A 24,345-nucleotide genomic window follows, 5' to 3' on the forward strand; every position below is an offset into this window, starting at 1 on the left:
CTAGAAGAGTGATCTGAACCATGGAAACCCGTGCGGATGTGCTGATCGTCGGAGCCGGTATGGTCGGCAGTGCCCTGGCCCTGGCCTTGCAGGGCAGCGGCCTGGACGTACTGGTGGTCGACGGTGGTGCGCTGAGCGTCAAGCCGTTCGACCCGCAGGCCGCCTTCGAACCGCGGGTCAGCGCCCTGTCGGCGGCCAGCCAGCGCATTCTCGAACGCCTCGGGGCCTGGGAAGGCATCGCCGCGCGCCGGCTCAGCCCCTACAGCCAGATGCAGGTGTGGGACGGCAGCGGCACCGGGCAGATCCACTTCTGCGCCTCCAGCGTGCATGCCGAAGTGCTCGGCCATATCGTCGAGAACCGGGTCATCCAGGACGCCTTGCTCGAACGCCTGCACGACAGTGACATCGGCCTGCTGGGCGAGGCGCGCCTGGAGCAGTTGCGCCACTCCGGCGATGACTGGCTGCTGACCCTGGCCGATGGCCGCCAGCTGCGTGCGCCGCTGGTGATCGGCGCCGACGGCGCGCACTCGGCGATCCGCCGGCTCAGTGGCACGCCGACCCGCGAATGGGATTACCTGCACCACGCCATCGTCACCAGCGTACGCACTGCCGAACCTCATGGGCGCACGGCCTGGCAACGCTTCACCGACGACGGCCCGCTGGCCTTCCTGCCGCTGGAGCGCGAGGGCGAGCACTGGTGTTCCATCGTCTGGTCGGTAACCCCGGCCCAGGCTGATCGCCTCATGTCGCTGGACAGCGGCGCGTTCTGTCAGGCCCTGGAACGCGCTTTCGAAGGTCGCTTGGGCAAGGTTCTGGGCTGCGACCCGCGCCTGTGCGTGCCGCTACGCCAGCGTCACGCCAAGCGCTACGTCGCCCGCGGACTGGCGCTGATCGGTGATGCCGCGCACACCATTCACCCTTTGGCCGGGCAGGGTGTGAACCTCGGCTTCCTGGATGCCGCCGTACTCGCCGAGGTGTTGCTGCATGCCGCCGCGCGTGGCGAGAACCTTGCCGACGAGCGTGTGCTGGCGCGCTATGAGCGGCGACGCATGCCGCACAACCTGAGCCTGATGGCGGCGATGGAGGGCTTCCAGCGCCTGTTCCAGGCCGACCGCCTGCCAATTCGCTGGCTGCGCAACACCGGGTTGAAGGTGGTCAACGACCTGCCGGAGGTCAAGGCGCTGTTCGTGCGTGAAGCGCTGGGCCTGAGTGGCGACATGCCCGAGCTGGCCAAGGTCGCGAACTGAGGCGAAAGACGCTCGATCAGCTTGTAACATCTGGTTACGCCTCGGCACCGGCTTCGATTGAGGTGGTTAATGGGATTCACTACCATTTCGCCCTCTCATCCGAAACCAGAGACTTCCCCATGCAGGCAAGCAAGCATCTCCTGGCCGCCCTGACCTTGGCGCTGCTCGTTCCGGCGGCCCAGGCGGCCGACGAGGTGGTGGTGTACTCGTCGCGCATCGACGAACTGATCAAGCCTGTGTTCGATGCCTATACCGCCAAGACCGGTGTGCAGATCAAGTTCATCACCGACAAGGAAGCGCCCTTGATGCAGCGCATCAAGGCCGAGGGCCAGAACGGCGTGGCCGACCTGCTGCTGACCGTGGACGCCGGCAACCTCTGGCAGGCCGAGCAGATGGGCATCCTGCAGCCGTTCACGTCCAAGGTGATCGACGACAACATCCCGCCACAGTACCGCTCCTCGACCCACGCCTGGACCGGCCTGAGCCTGCGTGCGCGGACCATCGCCTACTCCACCGCGCGGGTCAAACCCGAAGAACTGACCACCTACGAGGCGCTGGCCAACAAGAACTGGGAAGGCCGCCTGTGCCTGCGTACGGCCAAGAAGGTCTACAACCAGTCGCTGACCGCGACCCTGATCGAGACTCATGGTGCCGAAGCGACCGAGAAGATCCTCAAGGGCTGGGTCAACAACCTGTCCACCGACGTGTTCTCCGACGACATCGCCGTATTGCAGGCCATCGATGCCGGGCAGTGTGACGTGGGCATCGTCAACAGCTACTACTACGGTCGCCTGCATGCCGAGAACCCCAAGCTGGGCGTCAAGCTGTTCTGGCCGAATCAGGCCGACCGTGGCGTGCACGTCAACCTTTCGGGCATCGGCCTGACTCGTCACGCGCCCCACCCCGAAGCGGCCAAGGCCCTGGTGGAATGGATGACCGGCCCTGAAGCCCAGGCGATCTTCGCCGGGGTGAACCAGGAGTTCCCGGCCAACCCGAAAGTATCGCCGAGTGCGGAAGTGGCCGGCTGGGGTTCGTTCAAGGCCGACACCATTCCCGTGGAAGTGGCCGGCAAGCGTCAGGCCGAAGCCATCCGCATGATGGATCGCGTGGGCTGGAATTGATTTAATGCCCATACAGGTCAGTTAGACCGGTAGGAGCGGCTTCAGCCGCGAAGCGACCGTATGTTCGCAACAGATGCAGTGAGTTTACTGACGCTTTCGCGGCTGAAGCCGCTCCTACCCGGCCCAACTGACCCGTACCGGATTTAATGTTCGCTCTACAAACCCCAGGCCGCGCCTGGGGTTTCGGTTCCTTTGCGCAGAGATTCCCACTTGGCTCATCCCGCCCAACGTCGCTGGTATCCCCTGGTTCTGGCCGTCGCCGCGTTGGTGCTGCTGCCCCTCAGCGTGCTGTTGCTGTCCTGGGAAAGCATCGACCGGGAAATCTGGTCGCACTTGCTCGACACCCAGATGAGCCGTCTGCTGGGCAATACTTTCACCCTGGTGCTGGGCGTGGGTGTGGGCGTCACCCTGCTCGGAGTCAGCCTGGCCTGGCTCACCAGCCTCTGCGAGTTCCCTGGCCGGCGTTGGCTCGACTGGGCGCTGATGCTGCCGTTCGCCATACCGGCCTACGTGCTGGCTTTCGTGTTCGTCGGCCTGCTGGACTTTGCCGGCCCGGTGCAGACTCTGCTACGGGAGTGGTTTGGCAATGGCGTGCGCCTGCCGCGTGTGCGCTCCACCGGCGGAGTGATTCTGGTGCTGGTGCTGGTCTTCTACCCCTACGTGTACCTGCTGGCGCGCACCGCGTTCCTGGCCCAGGGCAAGGGCCTCATGGAGGCGGCGCGGATTCTCGGCCTGTCACCGCTGCAGGCGTTCTGGCGGGTAGCGCTGCCCATGGCACGCCCGGCCATCGGTGCCGGGGTGGCGCTGGCGCTGATGGAAACCCTGGCCGATTTCGGTGCGGTTTCAGTCTTCAACTTCGACACCTTCACCACGGCAATCTACAAGACCTGGTATGGCTTCTTCAGCCTCTCCAGCGCGGCGCAGCTGGCCAGCCTGCTGCTGCTCGGGGTCGTGCTCGTGCTGTACGGCGAGCGGCGCCTGCGCGGCAGCCAGCGCGCAGCCAACGAGCGGCCACGCGGCGCAGCGCTGTATCGGTTGCGGGGCCTGAAGGCGCTGGCGGCCACTGGCTGGTGCCTGCTGGTGTTCATCTGCGCCTTCGCCGTGCCGATGCTGCAACTGGTGGTATGGGTCTGGCAGCGCGGGCGCTTCGACCTTGACGAGCGTTATACCGGGCTGGTGATGCACACCTTGTATCTGGGCAGTGTTGCGGCATTGCTCACCGTCAGCGTGGCCCTGCTGCTGGCTTTTGCCCGGCGTCTGGCGCCGACCCCCGTGATCAATGCCGGCGTCGGTCTGGCCAACCTGGGCTACGCCTTGCCCGGCTCGGTCCTGGCGGTGTCGATCATGCTCGCCTTCAGCTACCTAGACCGCAGTCTGGTGGTGCCTCTCTCATCGTGGCTGGGCGGGGCCGGCAAGCCGCTGTTGCTGGGCAGTCTCTCGGCGCTGCTGCTGGCTTACCTGGTGCGCTTCATGGCGGTTGCCTATGGGCCACTGGAAAGCAGCCTGGCGAAGATCCGTCCATCGCTGCCGGAGGCGGCGCGCAGCCTGGGCGCCAGCGGGCCGCGACTGTTCTTCGGGGTCTACCTGCCCCTGCTGCTGCCCGGCGCGCTGAGTGCCGCGCTGCTGGTGTTCGTCGATGTGCTCAAGGAAATGCCGGCCACCCTGCTGATGCGCCCGTTCGGCTGGGACACCCTGGCCGTGCGCATCTTCGAGATGACCAGCGAGGGCGAGTGGGCCCGTGCCGCACTGCCGGCGCTGACCCTGGTGCTGGTCGGTCTGCTGCCGGTCATCGGCCTGATCCGGCGTTCGGCGCGCCAGGTCAGCGAGCGCTAGCCAGCCTGCCTGTTGGCCGGACGAAATGACACAGCGTGTTTCATCGCCCGTTCAGCGGGTGCGGGCACCTCGTCATGCGGCTACAATGCGCCGCAATCGGTGCGGGCCGCTGTCGTGCCGACAGGCTTTGTTCACTCAGGCCCCATGTCATGGAGGGCTGTCGGCCAGCCTTGAGCCCGCATCTTCGCCACGCCCGTAAGGAGACACCCATGGGACAGCGTACCCCCCTGTTTGACCTGCACCTCGCGCTGGGTGCGAAAATGGTCGACTTCGGTGGCTGGGACATGCCGTTGCATTATGGATCGCAGGTCGAAGAGCACCATCAGGTGCGTCGTGACTGCGGCGTTTTCGACGTCTCGCACATGCGTGTGATCGACGTCACCGGCAGCCAGGCCAAGGCCTGGCTGCGTTACCTGCTGGCCAACGACGTCGGCCGCCTGCAGGAAAGCGGTCGCGCGCTGTACAGCGCCATGCTCGACGATGAGGCCGGGATCATCGATGACCTGCTGGTCTACCTGACACCGGCTGGCTATCGCCTGGTGGTCAATGCCGCAACCGGGGCCAAGGACCTGGCCTGGATGCGCAGCCGGCAGGCCGGCTTCGAGGTGACCATCACCGAGCGCCCCGACGTATCCATGCTCGCCATTCAGGGGCCGCACGCCCGCCAGCGCATTGCCGAGCTGGTGTCCAGCCAGCGCGCCGAACTGATCCGCCGCCTCAAGCCCTTCGAAGGCCACGAAGACAACGGCTGGTTCATCGCGCGCACCGGCTACACCGGCGAGGATGGCCTGGAGATCATCCTGCCTGCCGATCAGGCGCCGGCCTTCTTCAACGACCTGGTCGGCGCCGGCATCGCCCCTATCGGCCTCGGTGCGCGCGACACCCTGCGCCTTGAGGCGGGCATGAATCTGTATGGTCAGGACATCGACGAACAGGTCTCGCCACTGGAGTCGAACATGGCCTGGAGCGTCGCCTGGGAGCCGGCCGAGCGCGACTTCATCGGCCGCCGTGTCCTGGAGCAGCGGCGTGAGCGCGGTGCGGCACTGAAGCTGGTGGGCCTGGTGTTGGAAGAGCGCGGGGTGCTGCGCGCGCATCAGGTGGTGCGGGTGGCGCAGGTGGGTGACGGTGAGATCACCAGTGGCAGTTTTTCTCCTACGCTAAGCAAGTCCATCGCCCTGGCGCGTGTACCGGTGGCCACCGCCGATCGCGCCGAAGTGGAGATTCGTGGCAAGTGGTACCCGGTGCGGGTGGTGCAGCCAAACTTCGTGCGACATGGCAAAGTGTTGATCTAATTTACTGCGGGTTACCGCTGACCTGATGATTCTGAGGAGCACCCTATGAGCAATTTCCCCGCTGAACTGCGTTACGCCGAGAGCCACGAGTGGGCGCGCCTGGAAGCCGACGGCACGGTGACCGTGGGCATTTCCGATCATGCGCAGCAGGCGCTGGGCGACGTGGTCTTCGTCGAATTGGCCGAAGTCGGCAAGGTGTTCGCTGCGGGTGATACCGCCGGTGTGGTGGAGTCGGTGAAGGCTGCCTCGGACATCTACTCGCCCGTGGCCGGCGAAGTCATCGCGGTCAATGAAGAGCTGAGCGACAGCCCTGAGCTGCTCAACGAAGAGCCCTACAGCGCCTGGATCTTCAAGCTCAAGCCGGCGAATGCCGAAGCCGACCTGGCCAAGCTGCTCGATGCGGCGGGTTACCAGGCCGCCGTAAGCGAGTAAGGCGTTACAGGAAAAACAATGCCGCTCTTGATGAGCGGCATTTTTCTATCCGGCGCAAGCCTTACTCCTGGGCGACGGCATTGCGCGCCAGGATGGCGTTGGCCAGGTCCATGTCGCTGGCCTTCAGGTCTGGGTTGTCCTGGCGAACCTGGGCGATGGCCGCTTCAAGGAACGGGCCGCGGATATCACCGTTGCTGGCCACGAAGCTGCCGGCGTCGTCCTGCGCAGCAGCGACCAGCTTGTGGTCCTTGAAGGTCAGGTAGGTGGAAGCGGTGGTGGCGCCGGACGACAGGACGTCACGCCAGAAACCATCGGCCATGGCCGAACCGAAGGGCAGGGAAAGCAGAGCACAGGTGGCGACAGCGAGCTTGAGACGCATGGTGTGGTACTCCAAGTGTGAGTGTTTCGAATAACTTTGAGAGTCCAGGCACCCTTGTAGTTCCTTCGTGCGGTGCCTTCCTGTCGTCGGGCACCTCAATGCTGTTCGCTGTGCGGCGTGACCCGCAGTACCTCGTCCATGGTGGTCAGCCCGGCAGAGACCTTCAGCGCGCCTGACAGGCGCAGGCTGCGCATGCCTTCCTTGAACGCCTGGCGGCGCATGGCGTTGAGGTCCAGGTCGGCGGTCACCAGGCTCTTGACCGGGTCGGTCATCAGCATGATCTCGTACACCCCCGCACGGCCCCGATAGCCGGTATCGCGACATTCCACGCAGCCCACGGCGCGATGTGCACCGCTGGGCACCGGCGCCTGCCAGGGCCGCGTGAGCACCTGCCAGTCGGCCTCGTCAAGGCTTACCGGCGCCTTGCAGTGCGGGCACAGGGTGCGCACCAGGCGCTGGGCCATCACCCCGAGGATGGTGGCCTTGAGCAGATAGGGCGGCACACCCAGTTCCAGCAGGCGGCTGATGGCACTGGGCGCGTCGTTGGTGTGCAGGGTGGAAAGCACCAGGTGGCCGGTCAGCGCGGCCTGGATGGCCATCTCGGCGGTTTCCAGGTCACGGATCTCGCCAATCATGATGATGTCCGGGTCCTGCCGCATCAGCGCCCTGACCCCGCTGGCGAAGGTCAGGTCGATGTTGTGCTGCACCTGCATCTGGTTGAACGCCGGCTCGACCATCTCGATGGGGTCCTCGATGGTGCACAGGTTGACCTCGCTGGTCGCCAGTTGCTTGAGCGTGGTGTACAGCGTGGTGGTCTTGCCTGAACCGGTCGGCCCGGTGACCAGGATGATGCCATTGGGCTGGCGGGTCATGCCCTGCCAGCGGCGCAGGTCGTCGCTGGAGAACCCCAGCTGGTCGAAGTCCTTGAGCAGCACCTCGGGGTCGAAGATCCGCATCACCAGCTTTTCGCCGAAGGCGGTGGGCAGGGTCGACAGACGCAGCTCCACCTCGTTGCCTTCCGGCGTGCTGGTCTTGACCCGGCCGTCCTGGGGTTTGCGCTTCTCTGCCACGTTCATGCGGCCCAGGCTCTTCAGGCGGCTGACCACCGCCATGGTGACTTGCGGCGGGAACTGATAGACGTTGTGCAGCACGCCGTCGATACGAAAGCGTACCGTGCCGTTCTCGCGGCGGGGCTCGATGTGGATATCGCTGGCGCGTTGCTGGAAGGCGTACTGGAACAGCCAGTCGACGATGGTGACGATGTGCGCATCGTTGGCATCCGGCTCCTGGTCACTGGCGCCCAGCTTGAGCAACTGCTCGAAGTTGCCCAGGTTGCTGGTTTTCTGTTCGGTGGCCGTCGCGCCGCTGACCGAGCGGGTCAGGCGGAAGAATTCCACCGTCATGCGCTGGATGTCCACGGGGTTGGCCACTACGCGCTTGATCGGCAGCTTCAGCACGTGGGACAGGTCTGGCTCCCAGGAGCGCACATAGGGCTGGGCACTGGCGATGGTCACCGCCTCGCGGTCGACGGCCACGGCGAGGATCTTGTGGCGCTGGGCGAAGGCGTAGGACATCAGCGGGGTGACCGCCGCCACGTTGATCTTCAGCGGGTCGATGCGCATGTAGGGCTGCCCGCATTGCTCGGCCAGCCAGGCCGTGAGGGTTTCCAGGTCGAGCTTACGCCCGGGTCGCTTGAGGTCGTCAAGCTGTTGGTTGGCGAGGAACTCCAGCGGGTGCAGCTGGATATTCGCGGTGGTGCGGCGCTGGGTGACGGCCGTCTCGGCGTCGCTCTGGCTCAAGTGGCCCTGAGCGACCAGATCGTGCAGCAGATCATTGAGGTCGAGCCAGCGATCCGCGGAAGTGGGAGCGTGAACAACCATGCAGGTTCCTTCGGCGAGTCAGGTATAGATCACTGAGGCAGTGAGCAAGCGTAGACCCCAAGCGTGCCAGTGTTGCTCGCGAGTGTGAACAGGCATTTCTTTCGCAGCCGGCCGGCCGAGGCCTCAACCACAGGCTTGGGCGAGCACTGGCAGAGGTTGCAGAAGGTTCAGCTGGACCTCGTCGACATCGATCAGGTTGCGCATTTTTTCAGCGATGACCTGCGCGCGATGCCAGCTCAGGCCATCGACCTGCACCTCGGCCTCCAGCCCGTCGGCATCGCGCAGTACCTGTACCTGGCAAGGCACCAGGTACTGCATGGCGAACAGGTTTAGCACCTGGCAAAGCAGGGCGGGCTGGGCTTCGGCGCGGATGCGGTACTGCACCTGGCAGGATGCGTTGGCGGCTGCCCAGGTGTCCGGGCGGGTGGTGTGCAGCGGCAGGGCGTCTGGTGGGTTCATGCACGGATCTCCTGAGCAAGTGCGGAAATTCTTGCATGGGGAACCGGGAAAAACTGGTCTAAGATCCTGTCTGTCTCGGACTTTTTGAATAGATCAATCTTTGATTGGCTGGTTTGGAGAATTATTAATGCCCGTTGAGCTGGATGCCTATGATCGAAAGATCCTGACACTGCTGCAGGACGACGCTTCGCTGTCCAGCGCCCAGGTGGCCGAGCAGGTGGGGTTGTCGCAGTCGCCGTGCTGGCGGCGTATCCAGCGCCTCAAGGACGAAGGAGTGATCCGGCGCCAGGTGACCTTGCTGGACCGCAAGAAGATCGGCCTGGACACGCAGATCTTCGCGCAGGTGAAGCTCAACGCCCATGGCCGCTCCAACTTCGCCGAGTTCACCGAGGCGATCCGCGAGTTTCCCGAGGTGTTGGAGTGCTACGTGCTGATGGGCGCCGTGGACTTCCTGCTGCGCATCGTGACCTCGGATATCGAGGCCTACGAGAAGTTCTTCTTCGAGAAGCTGTCGCTGGTGCCGGGCATCCAGGAAGTGAACTCCGTGGTGGCACTGTCGGAAATCAAGTCGACCACCCACCTGCCGCTGGGGCGTGGCGGCTAGGCGGCGTCAGCGGCAGGGCGGTGGCTTTGCGGCTCAACGCCCGCGACGCAGGCTCTCGTTGCGCATCACCAGCAGGTCCGAGGCCTTCTGGTAATCGGCCTGGAAGGCCGGGGTGCCGATCCACTCCAGGGCGGTGTCTTCGTCCTCGTTGTGGAACATGGCGCGGTAGGTGATCAGCAGGCCCATCATGAAGTCGGTGGCCTGCTCGCCGTCCTCTTCGGCCAGCACCAGTTCCAGCACCGGGTACTGCAGGAACACCGCGCACAGGGCGATCTGGCTGATGGCCTCGGCCTGGTGCATGGCTTCGAACAGGTCCTCGTAGTCGGCCGGGTCGAAGCCATTCTCGACCAGGTCCTGGAAGTCGAAGGTGCTCAGGTCGATCTTCACGTCATCGAACGGCTGGTCGACCAGCGGTGAGTCGAACAGCGAATGCACTGACTTCTTCGGCTTCTGGCCGGAGCGGTTCTGCTTGGCCTTGAGTTTCGCGCGCTGGGCACGCTTTTGCTGTTTGTCTGGCGAAGCCATGGGGTGTCCTTGGAATACGGTGTGGCGTGGGCGGCCATTGAAACGCACAGCGCGGCAAAACCCAAGCGCAGTGTTCAAAGCGGGCGGACCCACTTGACCACAGTAGTGCTCGCGCCGCTGCTCCCGGACGTACTCGAGCCACTTGTGGTCGTGCCGGTGATGCTCTGGTCGCTGGTCATGGCCGAGACGTCTACTGCGATGCCACCGGCACTGATGGTGGTGGCGGTGACACCGTTGTTGCCAGTGGACAGGCCGCCCTTGATGTTGGTGGTGGCGCCGGAGGCGTTGACCAGCCCGCCAAGAATGACGTTGCCCCAGATTGTCCAGCCATTGGTATAGAGCGCGCGTTCGGCTTCGATGGCGATATTGCCCAATGGAATGCCAGTGCGCGTGGCACCGTTGGCGTCGCTCCAGGTCATCAGCGCGCTGGGACTCTTGCACAGGTTGGTGGGGTAGAACGCGCCGCCACAGGTCTGGCTGGCACCGGCGAAGTTTGGCGCGTACAGCGGGGCATTCGACGAGCTGGTGAGTGTCACGTTACCGGTGCTTAGCAATGAGTTGGTGAATCGCGTGACCTGTACGCCGTCGAACGTCATGTCGCCCTGGAACCAGGCCACGCCAGGCGGAAAGTTCATGACGCCGTTGAATACCCAGCCGGTGCTGGGAGAGGCGCTCTTGCCGCAGGTGTTGTTGCCGCCAGTGTTGTAGTACCAGTTGCAGACCAGGAAATTGGCTCCGCCTATGCGCTGCAGGTCGGTGGTCGCCAGATTGTAGGGGCCGGGAGCCACATCGCTGCCATCGGCCTTCTTGACGTTCTGGATCTTCAGCATCGGTGTGTTGCCATCGAAATAGAACACGTAGTTGGCCTGGTCACGCAGGGTGGAGACGTCCACCGGCTTGAGGGTCAGGTCGCAGAACGGCACGCCGGGCAGGCCGGGCGACGAATTGGGCACGGCGAAGCTCAGGTTGACGATCGCGTTGCCGGTGTAGGGTGTGCCACCGCTGTTGTTGAGCACCGCGCCGCTGATCCGGCTGGCGCTGCTGAAGGTCGGGGTATTCCACTGGGTGACGGAAAGGTTGCCACCGCCCTGGTACTGGCCTACGGCAGCGGTGAGGATCGACACGTTGCCGTGGGCCTTGAGCAGTGAGTAAGTGGCGCTCCAGCCGCTGAAGTTGATGTTGTTGGCCCAGAAGGTGCCGACCGTCGCGGTCTTGAAGGCTACCTCGCCGCCATACACGGCGCTGTAGGTCATGCTCAGGGTGTCTGGCAGTGTGCTGGTGCCCGAGATGCGCTTGGCGGCGCCTTGAGCCGTGGTGGTGACGGTGCTGCCCGAAATGCCGACCTTGGTCAGGTCCAGGGCGTAGACGGTGTTGTCGGCGAGCGTGATCAGCGCCGTGCCCTCGGACACGGGAGTGATGGAGGTATCGGTGTTGATCACCCCGCCCACCAACGCTGTACCGATCTTTCGGCCGGCGGACATCACGTTGGCGCTGAATGCTCCCGCCTTGACCGAGCTGTAGCTGCCGCCGTCCTGGGTGATATTGATGTTCTTCGCGGCCAGGGTCAGGTTGTTCGGGGGCGTGGCTGAACTCATGGTGAAGGTGCCTTCGGTACGCAGGATGGCGTTGTCGGCCACTCCACCTCCGGAAAGCTCGATGCCATTTTTGGCGCACCCTGAAACATAGGCCTTCGCACCGCTGGAGATTCTCAGCGTGCCATTGAGGTTGATGTAAGCCAGGTGGGGGCCGTTGACGATCGACAGGCTGCCGCCGCTGTAATTGAGGTCGCCGTTGAAGGTCAAGGCATTACCCAGGGTTGTACCGGTCGCTGCCGCGCCGCCCAAGGTGTACACCGCCTGCAAAGTCGAAGTGGCCAGGTTGCTGCTGCCGGTGATGTTGGCTGTCACCAGGGTCTCGCTGCCCGCGCTCTCCTTGGCAACGACTTGCGCCGCGAAGTTTGCACCAGTCACCTGCAGTGCGCCGACCGTAACGCTCGCCTGGGGCACGCTCTGCAGGTACTGGCGAACCAGCTCCACGCCTTCCCAGGCGCGGGTTTCCGCAGCCACCGTGGCATGGCTCGCCATCTGCTGTTCCTGGGCGCTGCGGATGCTGTACATCATGCCCAGGGTGGTGACGGTCAGGGCCGTGCCGGTGAGGATCATGACCATCAGGGTCGCCATGCCGCGCTGGCGGCCGGGGGTGCGCGGCTGGGCGCGTCGGGAAGAAAGCATGGGCATGTTCCGGCTAGGTGCCTGGCACGAGGTTGGGCAGGCAGACATCGCTGGTGCTCTTCACGTAAGTCGTCGTGGATGCGCTGTTGCTGGCGTCCACCGAGCTGGTCACGGCATTCAGGGTGACCTTGATGCGCAGGGTGCTGATTGGACTCGTCGCCTTGTTGAAGGGCCAACAGGCAGCCTGTACCACGGTGAAGAAATCGGCCGGCTGGTTGGCTTCGATCAGCGGGCTGGCGCTCCAGGTGGTGCTGTTCCATTGTGAGGTCGAAGTGCAGCCGCTGGCCCCCTGCAGGCGGCTGAGCTTGCCGTCCTGCACCAGCAGGCCCGCACAGCTGGCCGTTGCGGTGTTGGCGGTCTTGTAGCTCCATACCAGCGCATTACCGGTGCTGGCGGTGCCTGACAGCGTTCGTGCGCTGCCGGACAGGCTGCCATTGCTCAGGGCGGCATTGGCCAGGAGCTTGAAGCTGGCATCGGGCGTGCCGCTGATCCAGAAACCGGCGTTGCTCATCTCCTGTTGTGCGGTGAGTAGCGCTGCGGCGATCTGCCCGTCCTGCCGGGAGTCCTGAATGGAGCGCACCGAGATGCCGACCATGTTCCGGTACAGCGAGAGCATGGCCAGCACGCTGAGCAGCGACAGCGTCATGCCCACCATCAGGCTGATCAGGCTGAAGCCGCCCGCAGGGCGTCTCACGTTTCGTCACCGACCCGGATGATGCCGCCGAACAGGCCGCTGTCAGTGCTACGCGTGGTCAGCACCACAGTGCCGAGCGTGCTGGTCGGAGTGGCAATGCTGACGCCGCCGATACTTACCCCAGCGGTGTCGGTGCAGGTGGCATTCAGCGGTATCGCTTCGGCCTGGATCGGCAGGACGACCCTGGCCTGGGCTGCGTCGGTGGAGCACAGGCCCTTGCCGTAGCGGACGATCAGCGCACGCATCTGGCTGACCGCGATGTTCTGCACCTTCATGTCGCGCTGGCTGACGGCAGCGCGGGAGGCCGCGTAGGTCATGCCCAGGCCGATGATCGACATCAGCACGATGCCGATCAACGACTCGAGCAGGATATCGCCGCGCTGACGCCGCGCCCCGGTCTTAGATGATCTCGACGGGAATCGCACTTTCGCTGCCTGCGGTCACGTTGATGGTGCTGGTCGCACAGGTGCTGCTGCCGTTGACCGGCAGGCCGCGGCTGTTGAAGGCGATACAGGTGAGGTTTGTGCCGCCGACCTGCAGGTTCGCCGAGGCGGGCAGGCTGGCCTGCCAGAGCACGCTGGTGTTCGAGTTGCAATCGAGGCTGGCCTGGTCGGCGAGGCTGAACAGCTTGAGGCTCTGCCCCGAGCGGCACAGTACTGCCGCTGGCGAGGTGCTTAGGGCACCGCCTGGGTTGCGCAGGGCGGTGGCCTTGGCGCGGCTGATGCCTTGCTTGAGCAGGTTGGCCGCCTCGTTCTGCTGTGCGCTGTCGGTCCATGATTTGGTCAGCTGAGCACCGAAGGTCATCAGCAGACCGAAGATGGCGATGGCAATCATCAGCTCGATCAGGGTGAAGCCCTGCTGCCGATCGATCACTGCCAGCTACCGTTGTAGCTGCTGCAACTGGCGATGGCGCGCACGTTGTCCTGGGTCAGGGTGATACTGCAGCCGTTGACCTTGCCGCTGGTGCCCAGGGCTTCCAGCTTGTAGGTGCTGGTGGTCGCGGTGACGATCTTGTAGGTGAAGCCGTCCTGGCTGGGTTGCCAGCCCGACGCGGTGCAGGTCGTGCTGCCACTGGCGGCCACGCAGCGGGTGTCGGCGGTGTTGCTGGTGGTGGTGGTCGGGTAGCGCAGTTGCTTCTGGTAGAAGTTTTCCATGACCAGGCCCAGGGCTGCGAGGTCCGCTTGCGCGCCCTTGAGCTTGCTGCGCGTCATGTAGCTTTCGTAGGAAGGAATGGCAATGGCAGCGAGGATACCGACCACCGCGATGGCGATGAGCAGTTCGATGAGCGTAAAGCCCTGAAGTTTGACGCGCAGGGCACGCATGACGACAGACCATATCAAAATAATATTAGCGCGATGGTACACCACCATTCATCGCTTCGGAATATAGCCAGACTGAACTTTTCGGTGTTTGCGCTGTATGTGTGAAAAGTGGCGTCTCGTCTGTCGGGTATTTGACGGACGAGCCCGGCGGCATTGGGTGGCGCGGTCTTTCAGTGCTGTCGAGAGCAGGGAGAATATAAAAGCAGAAAAGCTCTGGAAGTTATGGATCCAACTCTTCAGGGTGTTCAGTTTGAATAATTGGACATAATCAATCCCCGCCATAAGTTAGCGAGCCCTGCCGAGTGGCGCGAAGGTACATTGATAACGGATTTGTAGTCCGGGGGCGATGAGGGCGCTGGCAATGCGGGGGGTGTTTTCTCAGGTAATAAAAAAACCCGCACAAGGCGGGCTTTTTTATCTATCAGGCAGTGCGTGCACTGCCTGACCTCAATGTGGTGCCCAGAGACGGAATCGAACCGCCGACACGGGGATTTTCAATCCCCTGCTCTACCGACTGAGCTATCTGGGCAACGGGGCGCATTAAAAGGGTTTTTCAGGAAAGCGTCAAGCAGGAATTAAAAAAAATCTGAATATTTTTCGATGCTTACGCTTCCTGTGCAAAAAATGATCTATTTTTCCGGCGGAACGTAGCCTTCGGCCTTGGCGTATTCCTCGCCGGAAAAATACTTGTCCATCTCGGCCTGGAGGAATTTGCGGTCCTCGGCGTTCATCATGTTCAGGCGACGCTCGTTGATCAGCAGCGTCTGGTGCTTCTGCCAGTCGGCCCAGGCCTTCTGCGAGACGTGGTTGTAGATGTCCTCGCCCTTGGCGCCAGGGTAGGGTGGGCGCTCCAGGCCAGGCAGCTCTTCTTTGTACTTGCGGCACATTACGGTGCGGGTCATGACGACTCTCCTGCATTCAATACGTCGGCTGCGTGCTTGAGCAGCTTCTTCACCGGGGCGGCAAGGCCCAGGCGTGGCGGGGTGGCGAGGTTATACCAGAGCCAGTCGGCCTCGGCCACGCAGGGGCCGGCGTCCTGTACGCGGACCAGCCAGGGCTCGATGCTCAGCTGAAAGTGGCTGAAGGTGTGCAGCACGCCCGGCAATGTCTGCGAGCGGCCCATTTGCAGCGCGTGCTGGCTGGCCAGGTGCGGCAGGTCATCCAGGCCGTCGAGTTCCGGCAGGCTCCACAGGCCGCCCCACAGCCCGGTGGAGGGGCGGCGATAGAGCAGGATCTCGCCGCGATCGTTGGCCAGCAGCGGCATCAGGGTGCGTTTCTGTGGAATTGCCTTGCGCGGCTTGGGCACCGGGTAGCGGGTTTCAAGGCCCAGCAGGTGCGCCTCGCAGCTGCGCTCCAGTGGGCACAGCAGGCAGCTGGGCTTGCTGCGCGTGCACAGGGTCGCGCCGAGGTCCATCATTGCCTGGGTGTAGTGATTGGCGCGGGCGTGCGGCGTGTAGCGTTCGGCCACCGCCCACAGCTGGCGCGCCACCGCCGGCTCGCCGGGGTAGCCCTCCTGCGCCACGTAGCGGGCCAGCACGCGCTTGACGTTGCCGTCGAGGATCGGTGCGCGGATGCCCATGCTGATACTGGCGATAGCGCCTGCGGTGGAGCGGCCAATGCCCGGCAGTTCGGTGAGCTTCTCCACGTCGCGGGGGAATTCGCCCGCGTGCTCGGCCATGACGATCTTCGCGGTTTTCTGCAGGTTGCGGGCGCGGGTGTAATAGCCCAGCCCGGTCCACAGGTGCAGCACTTCGTCTTCCGGGGCTTCGGCAAGGTCCTTGACCGTGGGCAGGGCGCTCATGAAGCGGTCGAAGTAATTGAGCACCGTGCTCACCTGCGTTTGCTGCAGCATGATTTCCGACACCCAGACCCGGTACGGGTTGATGTCCTGCTGCCAGGGCAGGTCGTGGCGGCCATGGACGTCGAACCAGTCCAGCACCGCCTGGGAGAACTGCTCGGGCGGCAGGGCGTGTACAGCATTCATCGTTTGAACAGCCCCTTCAGAGCGTCTTTGAGTTCGGGGCTGACCTTGTCGCCCAGTTTTTCCTCGATCTTGTCATCGAGCTTGTTGCGCACCTCGTTGCCCGCCACCTGCGCGGCCACCTGGCCGAGGCCTTCCTTGTCGACACGGCAGGCCTTGGCACCCAGCTCCAGCGGGCCACGGCAATGCACGGGCCACTCGACACCGACGTAGCGTTCGTTGACCTGGCAGGCCGGGTCGGGCATCTCGCTCTTGTCGCCTTCGATGATGATCCCCACGCGGTAGTCCATGCCCAGCACCCGCAGGTCCACGTCGCCATGGCCATTGAGGGTCAGGCCGGGAATCCGCGCCTTGAGGTCGGGGTTGCTGGCCACGCCATTGCGCACGTTGAGGCTGCCGCTCAACTGCCGGAATGGCGTGTCCTTGCCGCGCGGCTCGCCGCTCAGAGCCTTGCGATTGAGAAAGGCGATGCCCTGGCACAGTTGCTGTTCCAGGTTGGCGTTGACCAGCACGCCGTCGTCGAGGGTGAAACTGGCAGTCCCGCCGAGGCTGTCGATCAGGGCTTTCTCGCTATTGCCCTTGCCGGCCAGGTCGCTGTTCAGGGTCAGCAGGCCGCGCACTGGCGGTGTCTGGCCCTGGCTTTCCAGCACGCGCTCGACCGGCACCTTGGCCACTCGGGTCTGCACACTGGCGGTGGGGATGTCAGGCCGGGCGTCGAGGTTGCCCTTGACCTCGAAATTGCCGTTGTAGAGGTTGCCGCGCAGGCTGTCGACGCGGATCACGCCACCGGCGGCCTGGGTCTTGAGCACGGCATTGTCGATCGGCAGCTTGTCGACGATCAGCTTGCCGAAACCCAGCTCAGCCTCGACATCCAGCTTGCGCAGGCGCTCCAGGGGCAGCAGCTTCTCGGTACTCCAGGCCACCTTGGTGGGTTGCTCAGGCAGTGGCGTGGTGCCGGCGCCGGCCACCGAACTGGCCTCGCTGTTCTGCACTTCGGATTTGCGCGCGGCCTTGGCGCCCTTGTCGGCCTCGCTCTCGGCCGGCAGGTAGCGGTCGGCGTCGAAGCTGTCGGCTTTCAATTGCACGCGCAGCGCCTGGCGCTGGAAGTCGTCTACGGCGATGCGTCCGCTGAAGTTGCTGTCGTCGACCTTCAGGTTGAGTTCGTCCAGCGCCAGGCTGGTCGGTGTGCCGTTGAGGCGGGTGAGCAGTTCGACCTTGCTCAGGCTGCCGTTTGCCATCGGCGGCAGCGGTTGGCCGATGCCGTCCATGAAGGCGCGCAGATCGAATGGCGCCACCGACAGGCCACCGCTTAGGCGCGGTGTCTTGTCCAGGTCGCGAACGCGCAGTTCGCCCAATGCGCGCAGCTGGTTGGCGGTGACCTTCAGGCTGTTCCATTCGGCGATGTTGGCGGCCAGGTCGGCCAGCAGCTGGCCCTGGGCGACGAAGGTCACGGTCTTGCCTTGCAGGGGCTCGCCCGCCACTTCGCCGGACAGGCGCATGTCTTCGAACTGATAGCGCTGCAGCGCGCGGTCCAGGCGCAGGTTGCCGGCCAGTTCGGTGCGGGCCTTCAATGCCGGCTGGCTGGCGCTGAGGAAGGCGGTCAGTTTCACGCTGATATCCGAGCCTTCGCGGACCGGACCGGTGCTCAGCTGGATGCTTTCGGCGCTGAAACTCTGGTTCTTGGCTTCGTCGGTGTACTGCACGCGGGCGTTGTTCACGGTCAGGCTGTCGATGTCCAGCTTGACGGGGCGCGAGGGCTTTTCCGCGGGCGGCGGCGTGGCGGGGGCTCCCTCGGTAGGGGCGTTGGCCGGCTGGGTGCTGGCACTGAGCGGTTTACCGATGTCTTCCCAGTTGCCGTGGCCGTTCTTGTCACGGTTGAGGATCAGGTTCAGGCCTTCGACACGGATGTCGCTCATCTGCACTTCACGGCGCAGCAGTGGCAGGACTCGTACGGAAAGGCCAAGCATCTGCAGGTCGGCGAACGGCTGGTCGGGGGCGGCCAGGGTGGCGACCCGGGCATCGTGCAGCTCAAGGCCCAGCCAGGGGAACAGGCTCCAGCCGATATCGCCATCGAGGGTCAGTTCGATGTTGGCCTTGTCCCGGGCCAGTTGGCGGATTTCGTCTTTGTAGTCGTTGGGATCAAACAGATGGGTCAAGGCGAAGCCGAGAGCCACGATGATCAGCAGCAACCCGAGAACAAGCAGTCCCAGGAGTTTGCCGAACGCTTTCATGGGCGGTTCCTTGTAGTCGATCAGTCGAAATTAGCCCGTGAGTATACCGATGTCTCCAGGTCTCTGGGCGGGCCCGGTTACCCAGCCGGCTTCGCTCCGTCGGTTGGCTGGGCGGGCGACCGTCTATCCGGCAGGCAGACAATTAATTTGCCTGAATTCATGCAGAAACTTGGAGGGGCAACTAAGCTCGAAGTTTCCCCAGGCATTACAAGATATTTCAGTCATCGGTTATATCTATGGAGCCATAGAAAAATCTGATTGATTTTTTTGCCGAAATACCTGTAACAAAATGCTTACCTGCCTCTTGTAAGTGCTAATCTTGCGCATCGCTGATCAGATGTGGCTTTTTGCCGCATCTTCGTAATCCTCCGACTATAAACGCGGCGGGCGCGCTGTTGCGCGAACCTCAAGCCGGATCGGCGTCAAGTCCTGCGAGCCTTACATACATTGGGGTTGATACTAATGAGTACAAGCACAGCGTTGGGTGGTAGTTCTGCTCAGCCTGCGTTCTTGTCCAAAGAACGCATTATCGCCAAGCCCGGTTTCAACCGTTGGCTGGTTCCACCAGCGGCCCTGGCCATCCATCTTTGCATCGGCATGGCCTACGGCTTCTCGGTGTTCTGGTTGCCATTGTCCAAAGCCATCGGTATTTCCGCGCCTGTCGCCTGTTCGCCAGACATGGGTTTCTTCGCCCAGGTCTTCGCTTCGACCTGTGACTGGCAGATTTCCATGCTGGGCTGGATCTACACCCTGTTCTTCATCTTCCTAGGCTGCTCGGCGGCCATCTGGGGTGGCTGGCTGGAACACGCCGGTCCTCGCAAGGCGGGTGTAGTTTCGGCACTGTGCTGGTGCGGCGGCCTGCTGATTTCCGCGCTGGGTATCTATACCCACCAGATCTGGCTGATGTGGCTGGGCTCGGGGGTCATCGGTGGTATCGGCCTGGGCCTGGGCTACATCTCCCCGGTCTCGACCCTGATCAAGTGGTTCCCGGACAAGCGCGGCATGGCTACCGGCATGGCGATCATGGGCTTCGGTGGTGGTGCCATGGTGGGTGCGCCACTGGCCACCGCACTGATGAACCATTTCGCAACCCCAGACAGCGTCGGTGTCTGGCAGAGCTTCGCGGCCATGGCCGTCATCTACTTCGTCTTCATGATGGGTGGTGCGCTGGGTTACCGCGTTCCGCCGACCGGCTGGAAGCCTGAAGGCTGGACCGCGCCGGCCAAGAAGGCCAGCAACTCGATGATCACCGACCGCCACGTGCACGTCAGTGTGGCCTGGAAGACGCCGCAGTTCCGTCTGGTCTGGCTGGTGCTGTGCCTGAACGTCTCCGCCGGTATCGGTATCCTCGGCATGGCCTCGCCGCTGCTGCAGGAAGTCTTCGCCGGCAAGCTGCTGGGCAACGGGCTGACCTTCAGTGAACTGAACCCTGACCAGCTCAAGGCTATCGCCGCCATTGCGGCAGGTTTCACCGGCCTGCTCAGCCTGTTCAACATCGGTGGTCGCTTCTTCTGGGCCTCGTGCTCGGACTACCTGGGCCGCAAGGCGACCTACTTCATCTTCTTCGCCTTGGGCTTCGTGCTCTACGCCTCGGTTCCGACCCTGGGCCACCTGGGCAGTGTCGCGCTGTTCGTAGCGGCCTTCTGTGTGGTGCTGTCGATGTATGGCGGTGGTTTCGCCACTGTGCCAGCCTACCTGGCCGACCTGTTCGGTACCCAGATGGTCGGTGCCATCCACGGTCGCCTGCTGACCGCCTGGGCCGCCGCCGGTGTGCTCGGTCCGGTACTGGTGAACTACCTGCGTGAGTATCAGCTCAGCCACGGCGTGGCGCGTGCCGATGCCTACGACATCACCCTGTACATCCTTGCCGGTCTGCTGGTGCTGGGCTTCATCTGCAACATGATGATCCGCCCTGTGGCCGACAAGTACTTCATGACCGACGCGGAACTGGCTGCCGAGCGCGCCATCGGCCACGACAAGAGCGCCGAAGGCGCCACCGTGCTGGAGTGGAAGGCTGCCGCTGGCACCACGCCGTTGGTGATCGCCGCCTGGCTGGCCGTGGGTATCCCGCTGGCCTGGGGTGTGTGGATCACCCTGCAGAAGACTGCGGTGCTGTTCCAGTAATCTGCTGCTGAGCCTGTAAAAAAAGCCCCTCGCAACCGGGTTGCGAGGGGCTTTTTTCATTGCGGCCATTCAGTTGCGGTGGTGCTTCAGAGCACGAAACGACTCACCACCTGATTCAGGCCAACTGCCATCCGGGACACTTCGGAGCAGGCCGTGGCGGTCTGGTTGGCGCCTGCCGCCGTCTGGGTCGAGAGATCGCGGATGCTGATGATGTTCTGGTCGATTTCCCGCGCCACCTGGGCTTGTTCTTCGGCGGCGGTGGCGATCAGCACGTTGCGCTCGTTGATCACCGCAATCGCTTCGGCGATCTGCTCCAGGGATTCGTTGGCCTGCTGGGCGACCTCGGTAGAGCTGCTGGCCATGCGCTGGCTGTGCTCCATGGCCTGGACGGCCTGTACCGAATCGGTCTGGATGCCGCCGATCATCTGCTCGATTTCCTGGGTCGACTGCTGGGTGCGGTGCGCCAGGGCACGAACTTCGTCGGCGACCACGGCAAAGCCGCGACCCTGCTCACCTGCACGAGCGGCTTCGATGGCGGCGTTGAGGGCCAGCAGGTTGGTCTGCTCGGCAATCGAGCGGATGACCTCGACCACCTTGCTGATGTCCTGGGCGCGGGCCGAGAGGTTCTGCACCTGTTCGGTGGTGGACTGCACATTGCCAGTCAGGTCACGGATCGCCGACAGGGTGCGGGTCACGTTCTGCATGCCAGTGCCGGCCAGGCCTTGGGTGCGGCGCGAGGCGTCGGCGGCTTCGGAAGCGTTGCGTGCCACCTCGTCCACCGCGGCACTCATTTCCGTCACGGCGGTGGCCGCCTGATTGACCTCATCGTTCTGGCGCACCAGGGTGCGGCTGGATTCGTCGGTGACCGCGGTCATTTCTTCGGAGGCCGAAGCCAGCTGGGTGGAGCTGTCGGCGATGTGCCCCAGGGTTTCCCGCAGGTTGTCCTGCATCTGCACCAAGGCAGCCAGCATGCGCGCGGCTTCGTCCTGGCCTTGTACCTCAATCTTCTCCGACAGGTCGCGCCCGGCAATGCGCTGGGCGATCTGCAATGCGTCGCTCATCGGTGCCGTGATGCTGCCGACCAGCAGCCAGGCCAGAACCACCGTGCCGATCAGGGCGACGGCGATCAGCGTGATCACCATGGTCAGGCCGTTGTGATAGAGCTGTCCGGCGTGCTCGCCGGCAGCCTTGGCGCCCTGGTCGTTGAAGCTCTGCAGCTTGGTGACCTGGTCTTGCAGTTTGTTGGTGACCGGGCGGATGCTGGTGTTGATGAGGTTTTGCGCCGCCGTGTTATCGCCACTGCGCAGCAGGGGTTCGAACTGCTCGAGCAGGCGATCGTAGGCCTGGGCGCTGGCCGCCACTTCCTGGTACAGGCGGCGCTCTTCGTCGCTGGCGATCAAGAGCTCGTAATCCTTGACGGATTTATTGAACACCTGGCGGTAGCCGGCGAATGAGTCCACGGTCTGCTGGCGCAGTTGCGGGTCTGTCGCGGTGGTGCCGCGCAGGGATTCCAGGCGCAGGCGCAAGGTGCCGTTGGCAATCATGCCGGTCTGGCGCACGCTGGCCATCCAGTTGTTCTCGACATCCTGCTCCGACTCTCGGAGCTTGCTCATCTGCATGACCGCTACGGCGCCCATGAGCGCCACGACCACGATGATGAATGAAAAGATGAGTGCTGCCCTTGGGGCAATATTGAGCCGTCTCAGAGTCACCATGATGGTCCTGTCGTCAGGTAAGAGATGATGACTTGGCTATCGGCGTGTGGCAGAGAGAGCTGAAGACCGTGTGTCGCCTTCTGCGTCTTTGCCTGGCAGGAAATTGATTCGCATTGATGCCGGTCAGGCTGCACGGTGGCGCGCAGCCGCGTCGCCACCGTACTGGAGAGGCAGCGGCCCCTTCAGCGGACCTTTTGCGCCTTGCGTCGTTTGACCCGGTAGGCCAGGGCCAGCAGGCCAAGCCAGAACGGGATCATGATCACCGACAGGCTGATGCCCGGCGTGCGGTACATCACCACCAGGATACCGAGCAGGAAGGCCAGGCACAGGTAGTTGGTCAGCGGGTAACCCCAGCTCTGGAAGCTCGTCACCTGTCCGGCCAGGCGCTTGGCGCGACGGAACTGCAGGTGGGTGATGGTGATCAGCACCCAGTTGATCACCAGCGAGGCGACCACCAGGGCCATCAGCAGCGTCAGGGCTTCGGCGGGCATCACGTAGTTGACCAGCACGCACAGGCCGGTGGCGATGGCCGAGACCAGCAGCGACAGCACCGGCACGCCACGCGCGTTGACCTTGAGCATGGCCTTGGGCGCATTGCCCTGGGCGGCCAGGCCGAACATCATCCGGCTGTTGCTGTATACGCAGCTGTTGTACACCGACAGCGCCGCCGTGAGGACCACGATGTTGAGCAGGGTGGCGACCAGGTCGCTGTCCAGGTCATGGAAGATCAGCACGAAGGGGCTGCCGCTGGTCACCACCTTGTCCCACGGGTAGAGGCTCAGCAGCACGGCCAGGGCGCCCACGTAGAAGATCAGGATGCGGTAGATCACCTGGTTGGTGGCCTTGGGGATGCTGCGCTTGGGGTCCTGGGCCTCGGCGGCGGTGATGCCGATCAGTTCCAGGCCGCCGAAGGAGAACATGATGAACGCCATGGCCATCATCAGCCCGCTGACGCCTTTGGGGAAGAAACCGCCGTTCTGCCACAGGTTGGCTACCGTGGCCTGCGGGCCGCCGTTGCCGCTGACCAGCAGCACCGCGCCGAACACGATCATGCTGAGGATCGCCACGACCTTGATCAGCGAGAACCAGAATTCGGTTTCGCCGTAGATCTTCACATTGCTGAGGTTGAGCAGGTTGATGATCACGAAGAACACCGCCGCCGACACCCAGGTCGGCACCTCGGGCCACCAGTACTGCACGTACACGCCGACGGCAGTCAGTTCGGCCATGCCCACCAGCACATACAGCACCCAGTAGTTCCAGCCGGACATGAAGCCGGCCAGCGGCCCCCAGTAGCGGTTGGCGAAGTGGCTGAAGGTGCCGGCCACCGGTTCTTCGACAGCCATCTCGCCCAGCTGGCGCATGATGAAGAAGGCGATCAGGCCGGCGATGGCGTAGCCCAGGATGACCGAGGGGCCGGCCATGCCGACGGTGTGGGCGACGCCCAGAAACAGCCCGGTACCGATGGCGCCGCCGAGGGCGATCAGCTGGATGTGCCTGTTCTTCAGGCCGCGCTGCAGCGGCTCAGGCGAACTTGCTTGGGTCATTGGAATCCCCATGAGTGTGAATGACGGGCCGACTCGAACGCATGGCCGACCTCTTGTAGTGCTGCGGGTGCAAGGCAGGTGCCATTTTGCAGGGGCGTGATTCTGCACGCTGAGCCGGTTCGCGGATAGGCCATTTAAGCTGATAGGCTGCGCAGCCTGGACAGATTTTCGAGCGCGAGCGATTACCACAATGAAAATGAATGAAATCGACGACTTTGATCTGAAGATTCTCAGGCTCCTGCAAGCCAATGGCCGATTGACCAATCAGGAGTTGAGCGATCTGGTCGGGTTGTCCGCCTCGCAGTGCTCGCGCCGCCGCATCAGCCTGGAACAGAGCGGCCTGATTCTCGGCTACCACGCACGTATCGCCCCGCAGGCCATGGGGCGCGAGGTTCTGGCGATGATCGAGGTGCGCCTGACCAGCCATCGCACCGGCCACCGTGAACAGTTCCATGCCCTGGTGACGGGCCTGGAGGCGATCATCGATGCCTACAAGACCACCGGGGATGCCGATTACACCCTGAAAGTCGCAGTGGATAACCTCGACAGTCTCAACCAGCTGATGGAACTGATCACCGCCGACGACTGCGTGGCGCACATCAAGACCGCCGTGGTGCTCGAACGCCTGAAGGAAAACAGCGAAGTCACCAAGCGCCCCTAGCGCCAATACTGTTCGATTAAGCGCTGTGCGGCTTTGTGGAGCGAGCTTGCTCGCGAACAGGTCAGCA

At 63.6% G+C, this 24,345-nt stretch carries 22 protein-coding genes and 1 tRNA gene; 8 read left to right on the top strand and 15 right to left on the bottom strand.

Annotation, left to right across the window (positions count from 1 at the left end):
- Nucleotides 1-20 precede the first annotated feature (20 nt).
- From RRX38_RS17255 to gcvH, 5 genes are all read left to right on the top strand, one after another.
- Entirely contained in the window at nucleotides 21-1,247 is a 1,227-nt protein-coding gene (locus tag RRX38_RS17255) for a 2-octaprenyl-3-methyl-6-methoxy-1,4-benzoquinol hydroxylase (RefSeq protein ID WP_295472141.1), read from the top strand.
- Between the two features lie 119 nt (nucleotides 1,248-1,366).
- Nucleotides 1,367-2,368, top strand: a complete 1,002-nt coding sequence (locus RRX38_RS17260; RefSeq protein WP_315960047.1) for an extracellular solute-binding protein — start codon at nucleotides 1,367-1,369, stop codon at nucleotides 2,366-2,368.
- Nucleotides 2,369-2,578: 210 nt separating this feature from the next.
- Nucleotides 2,579-4,201 (top strand): iron ABC transporter permease, encoded by a 1,623-nt coding sequence (locus tag RRX38_RS17265; protein WP_315960048.1) that lies wholly within the window; start codon nucleotides 2,579-2,581, stop codon nucleotides 4,199-4,201.
- A 209-nt stretch (nucleotides 4,202-4,410) separates the two neighbouring features.
- Entirely contained in the window at nucleotides 4,411-5,493 is a 1,083-nt protein-coding gene (gcvT, locus tag RRX38_RS17270) for a glycine cleavage system aminomethyltransferase GcvT (RefSeq protein WP_295472137.1), read from the top strand.
- A gap of 45 nt (nucleotides 5,494-5,538) precedes the next feature.
- Complete coding sequence (gcvH, locus tag RRX38_RS17275) at nucleotides 5,539-5,925, top strand: glycine cleavage system protein GcvH (protein WP_295472135.1); 387 nt, start codon at nucleotides 5,539-5,541, stop codon at nucleotides 5,923-5,925.
- A gap of 61 nt (nucleotides 5,926-5,986) precedes the next feature.
- Here the strand turns inward: gcvH and RRX38_RS17280 are convergent, their stop codons facing one another.
- The 3 genes from RRX38_RS17280 to RRX38_RS17290 form a co-directional block, all read right to left on the bottom strand.
- The gene (locus RRX38_RS17280; protein WP_295472133.1) at nucleotides 5,987-6,304 is read right to left on the bottom strand and encodes a DUF2388 domain-containing protein; all 318 of its coding nucleotides are present in this window, start codon (nucleotides 6,302-6,304) and stop codon (nucleotides 5,987-5,989) included.
- Between the two features lie 95 nt (nucleotides 6,305-6,399).
- Complete coding sequence (locus RRX38_RS17285) at nucleotides 6,400-8,184, bottom strand: GspE/PulE family protein (RefSeq protein ID WP_315960049.1); 1,785 nt, start codon at nucleotides 8,182-8,184, stop codon at nucleotides 6,400-6,402.
- Nucleotides 8,185-8,307: 123 nt separating this feature from the next.
- Complete coding sequence (locus tag RRX38_RS17290) at nucleotides 8,308-8,643, bottom strand: hypothetical protein (RefSeq protein ID WP_315960050.1); 336 nt, start codon at nucleotides 8,641-8,643, stop codon at nucleotides 8,308-8,310.
- A gap of 127 nt (nucleotides 8,644-8,770) precedes the next feature.
- Here RRX38_RS17290 and RRX38_RS17295 point away from each other — a divergent pair, with 127 nt between their 5' ends.
- A complete protein-coding gene (locus RRX38_RS17295) occupies nucleotides 8,771-9,247 on the top strand; it encodes an Lrp/AsnC family transcriptional regulator (RefSeq protein WP_295472128.1) in 477 nt (158 codons plus the stop codon).
- A gap of 33 nt (nucleotides 9,248-9,280) precedes the next feature.
- Here RRX38_RS17295 and RRX38_RS17300 read toward each other — a convergent pair whose 3' ends face one another.
- From RRX38_RS17300 to RRX38_RS17345, 10 genes are all read right to left on the bottom strand, one after another.
- Complete coding sequence (locus RRX38_RS17300; RefSeq protein ID WP_315960051.1) at nucleotides 9,281-9,772, bottom strand: hypothetical protein; 492 nt, start codon at nucleotides 9,770-9,772, stop codon at nucleotides 9,281-9,283.
- Between the two features lie 74 nt (nucleotides 9,773-9,846).
- A complete protein-coding gene (locus tag RRX38_RS17305; protein WP_315960052.1) occupies nucleotides 9,847-12,003 on the bottom strand; it encodes a hypothetical protein in 2,157 nt (718 codons plus the stop codon).
- Nucleotides 12,004-12,016: 13 nt separating this feature from the next.
- Nucleotides 12,017-12,697, bottom strand: a complete 681-nt coding sequence (locus RRX38_RS17310; protein ID WP_295472122.1) for a PilW family protein — start codon at nucleotides 12,695-12,697, stop codon at nucleotides 12,017-12,019.
- Nucleotides 12,694-13,122: a hypothetical protein gene (locus tag RRX38_RS17315; protein WP_295472121.1), complete on the bottom strand. Its 429-nt coding sequence runs from the start codon at nucleotides 13,120-13,122 to the stop codon at nucleotides 12,694-12,696. The genes RRX38_RS17310 and RRX38_RS17315 overlap by 4 nt, the downstream gene beginning before the upstream one ends.
- The gene (locus tag RRX38_RS17320) at nucleotides 13,097-13,570 is read right to left on the bottom strand and encodes a type II secretion system protein (RefSeq protein WP_315960053.1); all 474 of its coding nucleotides are present in this window, start codon (nucleotides 13,568-13,570) and stop codon (nucleotides 13,097-13,099) included. The genes RRX38_RS17315 and RRX38_RS17320 overlap by 26 nt, the downstream gene beginning before the upstream one ends.
- On the bottom strand, nucleotides 13,567-14,019 hold the full coding sequence (locus tag RRX38_RS17325) for a type IV pilin protein (protein ID WP_295472117.1): 453 nt from the start codon (nucleotides 14,017-14,019) through the stop codon (nucleotides 13,567-13,569). The genes RRX38_RS17320 and RRX38_RS17325 overlap by 4 nt, the downstream gene beginning before the upstream one ends.
- 453 nt (nucleotides 14,020-14,472) lie before the next feature.
- Nucleotides 14,473-14,548: transfer RNA gene (locus RRX38_RS17330), tRNA-Phe, on the bottom strand.
- 100 nt (nucleotides 14,549-14,648) lie between these two features.
- The gene (locus RRX38_RS17335; RefSeq protein ID WP_295472115.1) at nucleotides 14,649-14,921 is read right to left on the bottom strand and encodes an oxidative damage protection protein; all 273 of its coding nucleotides are present in this window, start codon (nucleotides 14,919-14,921) and stop codon (nucleotides 14,649-14,651) included.
- Nucleotides 14,918-15,985 (bottom strand): A/G-specific adenine glycosylase, encoded by a 1,068-nt coding sequence (gene mutY, locus RRX38_RS17340; protein WP_315962695.1) that lies wholly within the window; start codon nucleotides 15,983-15,985, stop codon nucleotides 14,918-14,920. The genes RRX38_RS17335 and mutY overlap by 4 nt, the downstream gene beginning before the upstream one ends.
- Before the next feature lie 14 nt (nucleotides 15,986-15,999).
- Nucleotides 16,000-18,231, bottom strand: a complete 2,232-nt coding sequence (locus tag RRX38_RS17345; protein WP_315960054.1) for an AsmA family protein — start codon at nucleotides 18,229-18,231, stop codon at nucleotides 16,000-16,002.
- Nucleotides 18,232-18,693: 462 nt separating this feature from the next.
- Here RRX38_RS17345 and RRX38_RS17350 point away from each other — a divergent pair, with 462 nt between their 5' ends.
- A complete protein-coding gene (locus tag RRX38_RS17350; protein ID WP_315960055.1) occupies nucleotides 18,694-20,355 on the top strand; it encodes an OFA family MFS transporter in 1,662 nt (553 codons plus the stop codon).
- Between the two features lie 86 nt (nucleotides 20,356-20,441).
- Here the strand turns inward: RRX38_RS17350 and RRX38_RS17355 are convergent, their stop codons facing one another.
- Nucleotides 20,442-22,067 (bottom strand): methyl-accepting chemotaxis protein, encoded by a 1,626-nt coding sequence (locus RRX38_RS17355; RefSeq protein WP_315962696.1) that lies wholly within the window; start codon nucleotides 22,065-22,067, stop codon nucleotides 20,442-20,444.
- A 185-nt stretch (nucleotides 22,068-22,252) separates the two neighbouring features.
- Nucleotides 22,253-23,617 (bottom strand): amino acid permease, encoded by a 1,365-nt coding sequence (locus RRX38_RS17360; RefSeq protein WP_315960056.1) that lies wholly within the window; start codon nucleotides 23,615-23,617, stop codon nucleotides 22,253-22,255.
- Between the two features lie 190 nt (nucleotides 23,618-23,807).
- Here RRX38_RS17360 and RRX38_RS17365 point away from each other — a divergent pair, with 190 nt between their 5' ends.
- Nucleotides 23,808-24,278, top strand: coding sequence for an Lrp/AsnC family transcriptional regulator (locus RRX38_RS17365; protein WP_295472107.1), 471 nt, complete (start codon nucleotides 23,808-23,810; stop codon nucleotides 24,276-24,278).
- Nucleotides 24,279-24,345: the final 67 nt, after the last annotated feature.

It is taken from the genome of Pseudomonas sp. DTU_2021_1001937_2_SI_NGA_ILE_001 (assembly GCF_032463525.1).
In the GTDB taxonomy this organism is placed as follows: Bacteria; Pseudomonadota; Gammaproteobacteria; order Pseudomonadales; family Pseudomonadaceae; genus Aquipseudomonas.

Bases quoted from the DNA above. Each gene is read 5' to 3' on its own strand.
- RRX38_RS17255 (WP_295472141.1), top strand. From the start codon at position 21: ATGGAAACCCGTGCGGATGTGCTGATCGTCGGAGCCGGTATGGTCGGC.
- RRX38_RS17260 (WP_315960047.1), top strand. From the start codon at position 1,367: ATGCAGGCAAGCAAGCATCTCCTGGCCGCCCTGACCTTGGCGCTGCTC.
- gcvT (WP_295472137.1), top strand. From the start codon at position 4,411: ATGGGACAGCGTACCCCCCTGTTTGACCTGCACCTCGCGCTGGGTGCG.
- gcvH (WP_295472135.1), top strand. From the start codon at position 5,539: ATGAGCAATTTCCCCGCTGAACTGCGTTACGCCGAGAGCCACGAGTGG.
- RRX38_RS17280 (WP_295472133.1), bottom strand. From the start codon at position 6,304: ATGCGTCTCAAGCTCGCTGTCGCCACCTGTGCTCTGCTTTCCCTGCCC.
- RRX38_RS17285 (WP_315960049.1), bottom strand. From the start codon at position 8,184: ATGGTTGTTCACGCTCCCACTTCCGCGGATCGCTGGCTCGACCTCAAT.
- RRX38_RS17290 (WP_315960050.1), bottom strand. From the start codon at position 8,643: ATGAACCCACCAGACGCCCTGCCGCTGCACACCACCCGCCCGGACACC.
- RRX38_RS17295 (WP_295472128.1), top strand. From the start codon at position 8,771: ATGCCCGTTGAGCTGGATGCCTATGATCGAAAGATCCTGACACTGCTG.
- RRX38_RS17300 (WP_315960051.1), bottom strand. From the start codon at position 9,772: ATGGCTTCGCCAGACAAACAGCAAAAGCGTGCCCAGCGCGCGAAACTC.
- RRX38_RS17305 (WP_315960052.1), bottom strand. From the start codon at position 12,003: ATGCTTTCTTCCCGACGCGCCCAGCCGCGCACCCCCGGCCGCCAGCGC.
- RRX38_RS17325 (WP_295472117.1), bottom strand. From the start codon at position 14,019: ATGCGTGCCCTGCGCGTCAAACTTCAGGGCTTTACGCTCATCGAACTG.
- RRX38_RS17335 (WP_295472115.1), bottom strand. From the start codon at position 14,921: ATGACCCGCACCGTAATGTGCCGCAAGTACAAAGAAGAGCTGCCTGGC.
- RRX38_RS17345 (WP_315960054.1), bottom strand. From the start codon at position 18,231: ATGAAAGCGTTCGGCAAACTCCTGGGACTGCTTGTTCTCGGGTTGCTG.
- RRX38_RS17350 (WP_315960055.1), top strand. From the start codon at position 18,694: ATGAGTACAAGCACAGCGTTGGGTGGTAGTTCTGCTCAGCCTGCGTTC.
- RRX38_RS17360 (WP_315960056.1), bottom strand. From the start codon at position 23,617: ATGACCCAAGCAAGTTCGCCTGAGCCGCTGCAGCGCGGCCTGAAGAAC.
- RRX38_RS17365 (WP_295472107.1), top strand. From the start codon at position 23,808: ATGAAAATGAATGAAATCGACGACTTTGATCTGAAGATTCTCAGGCTC.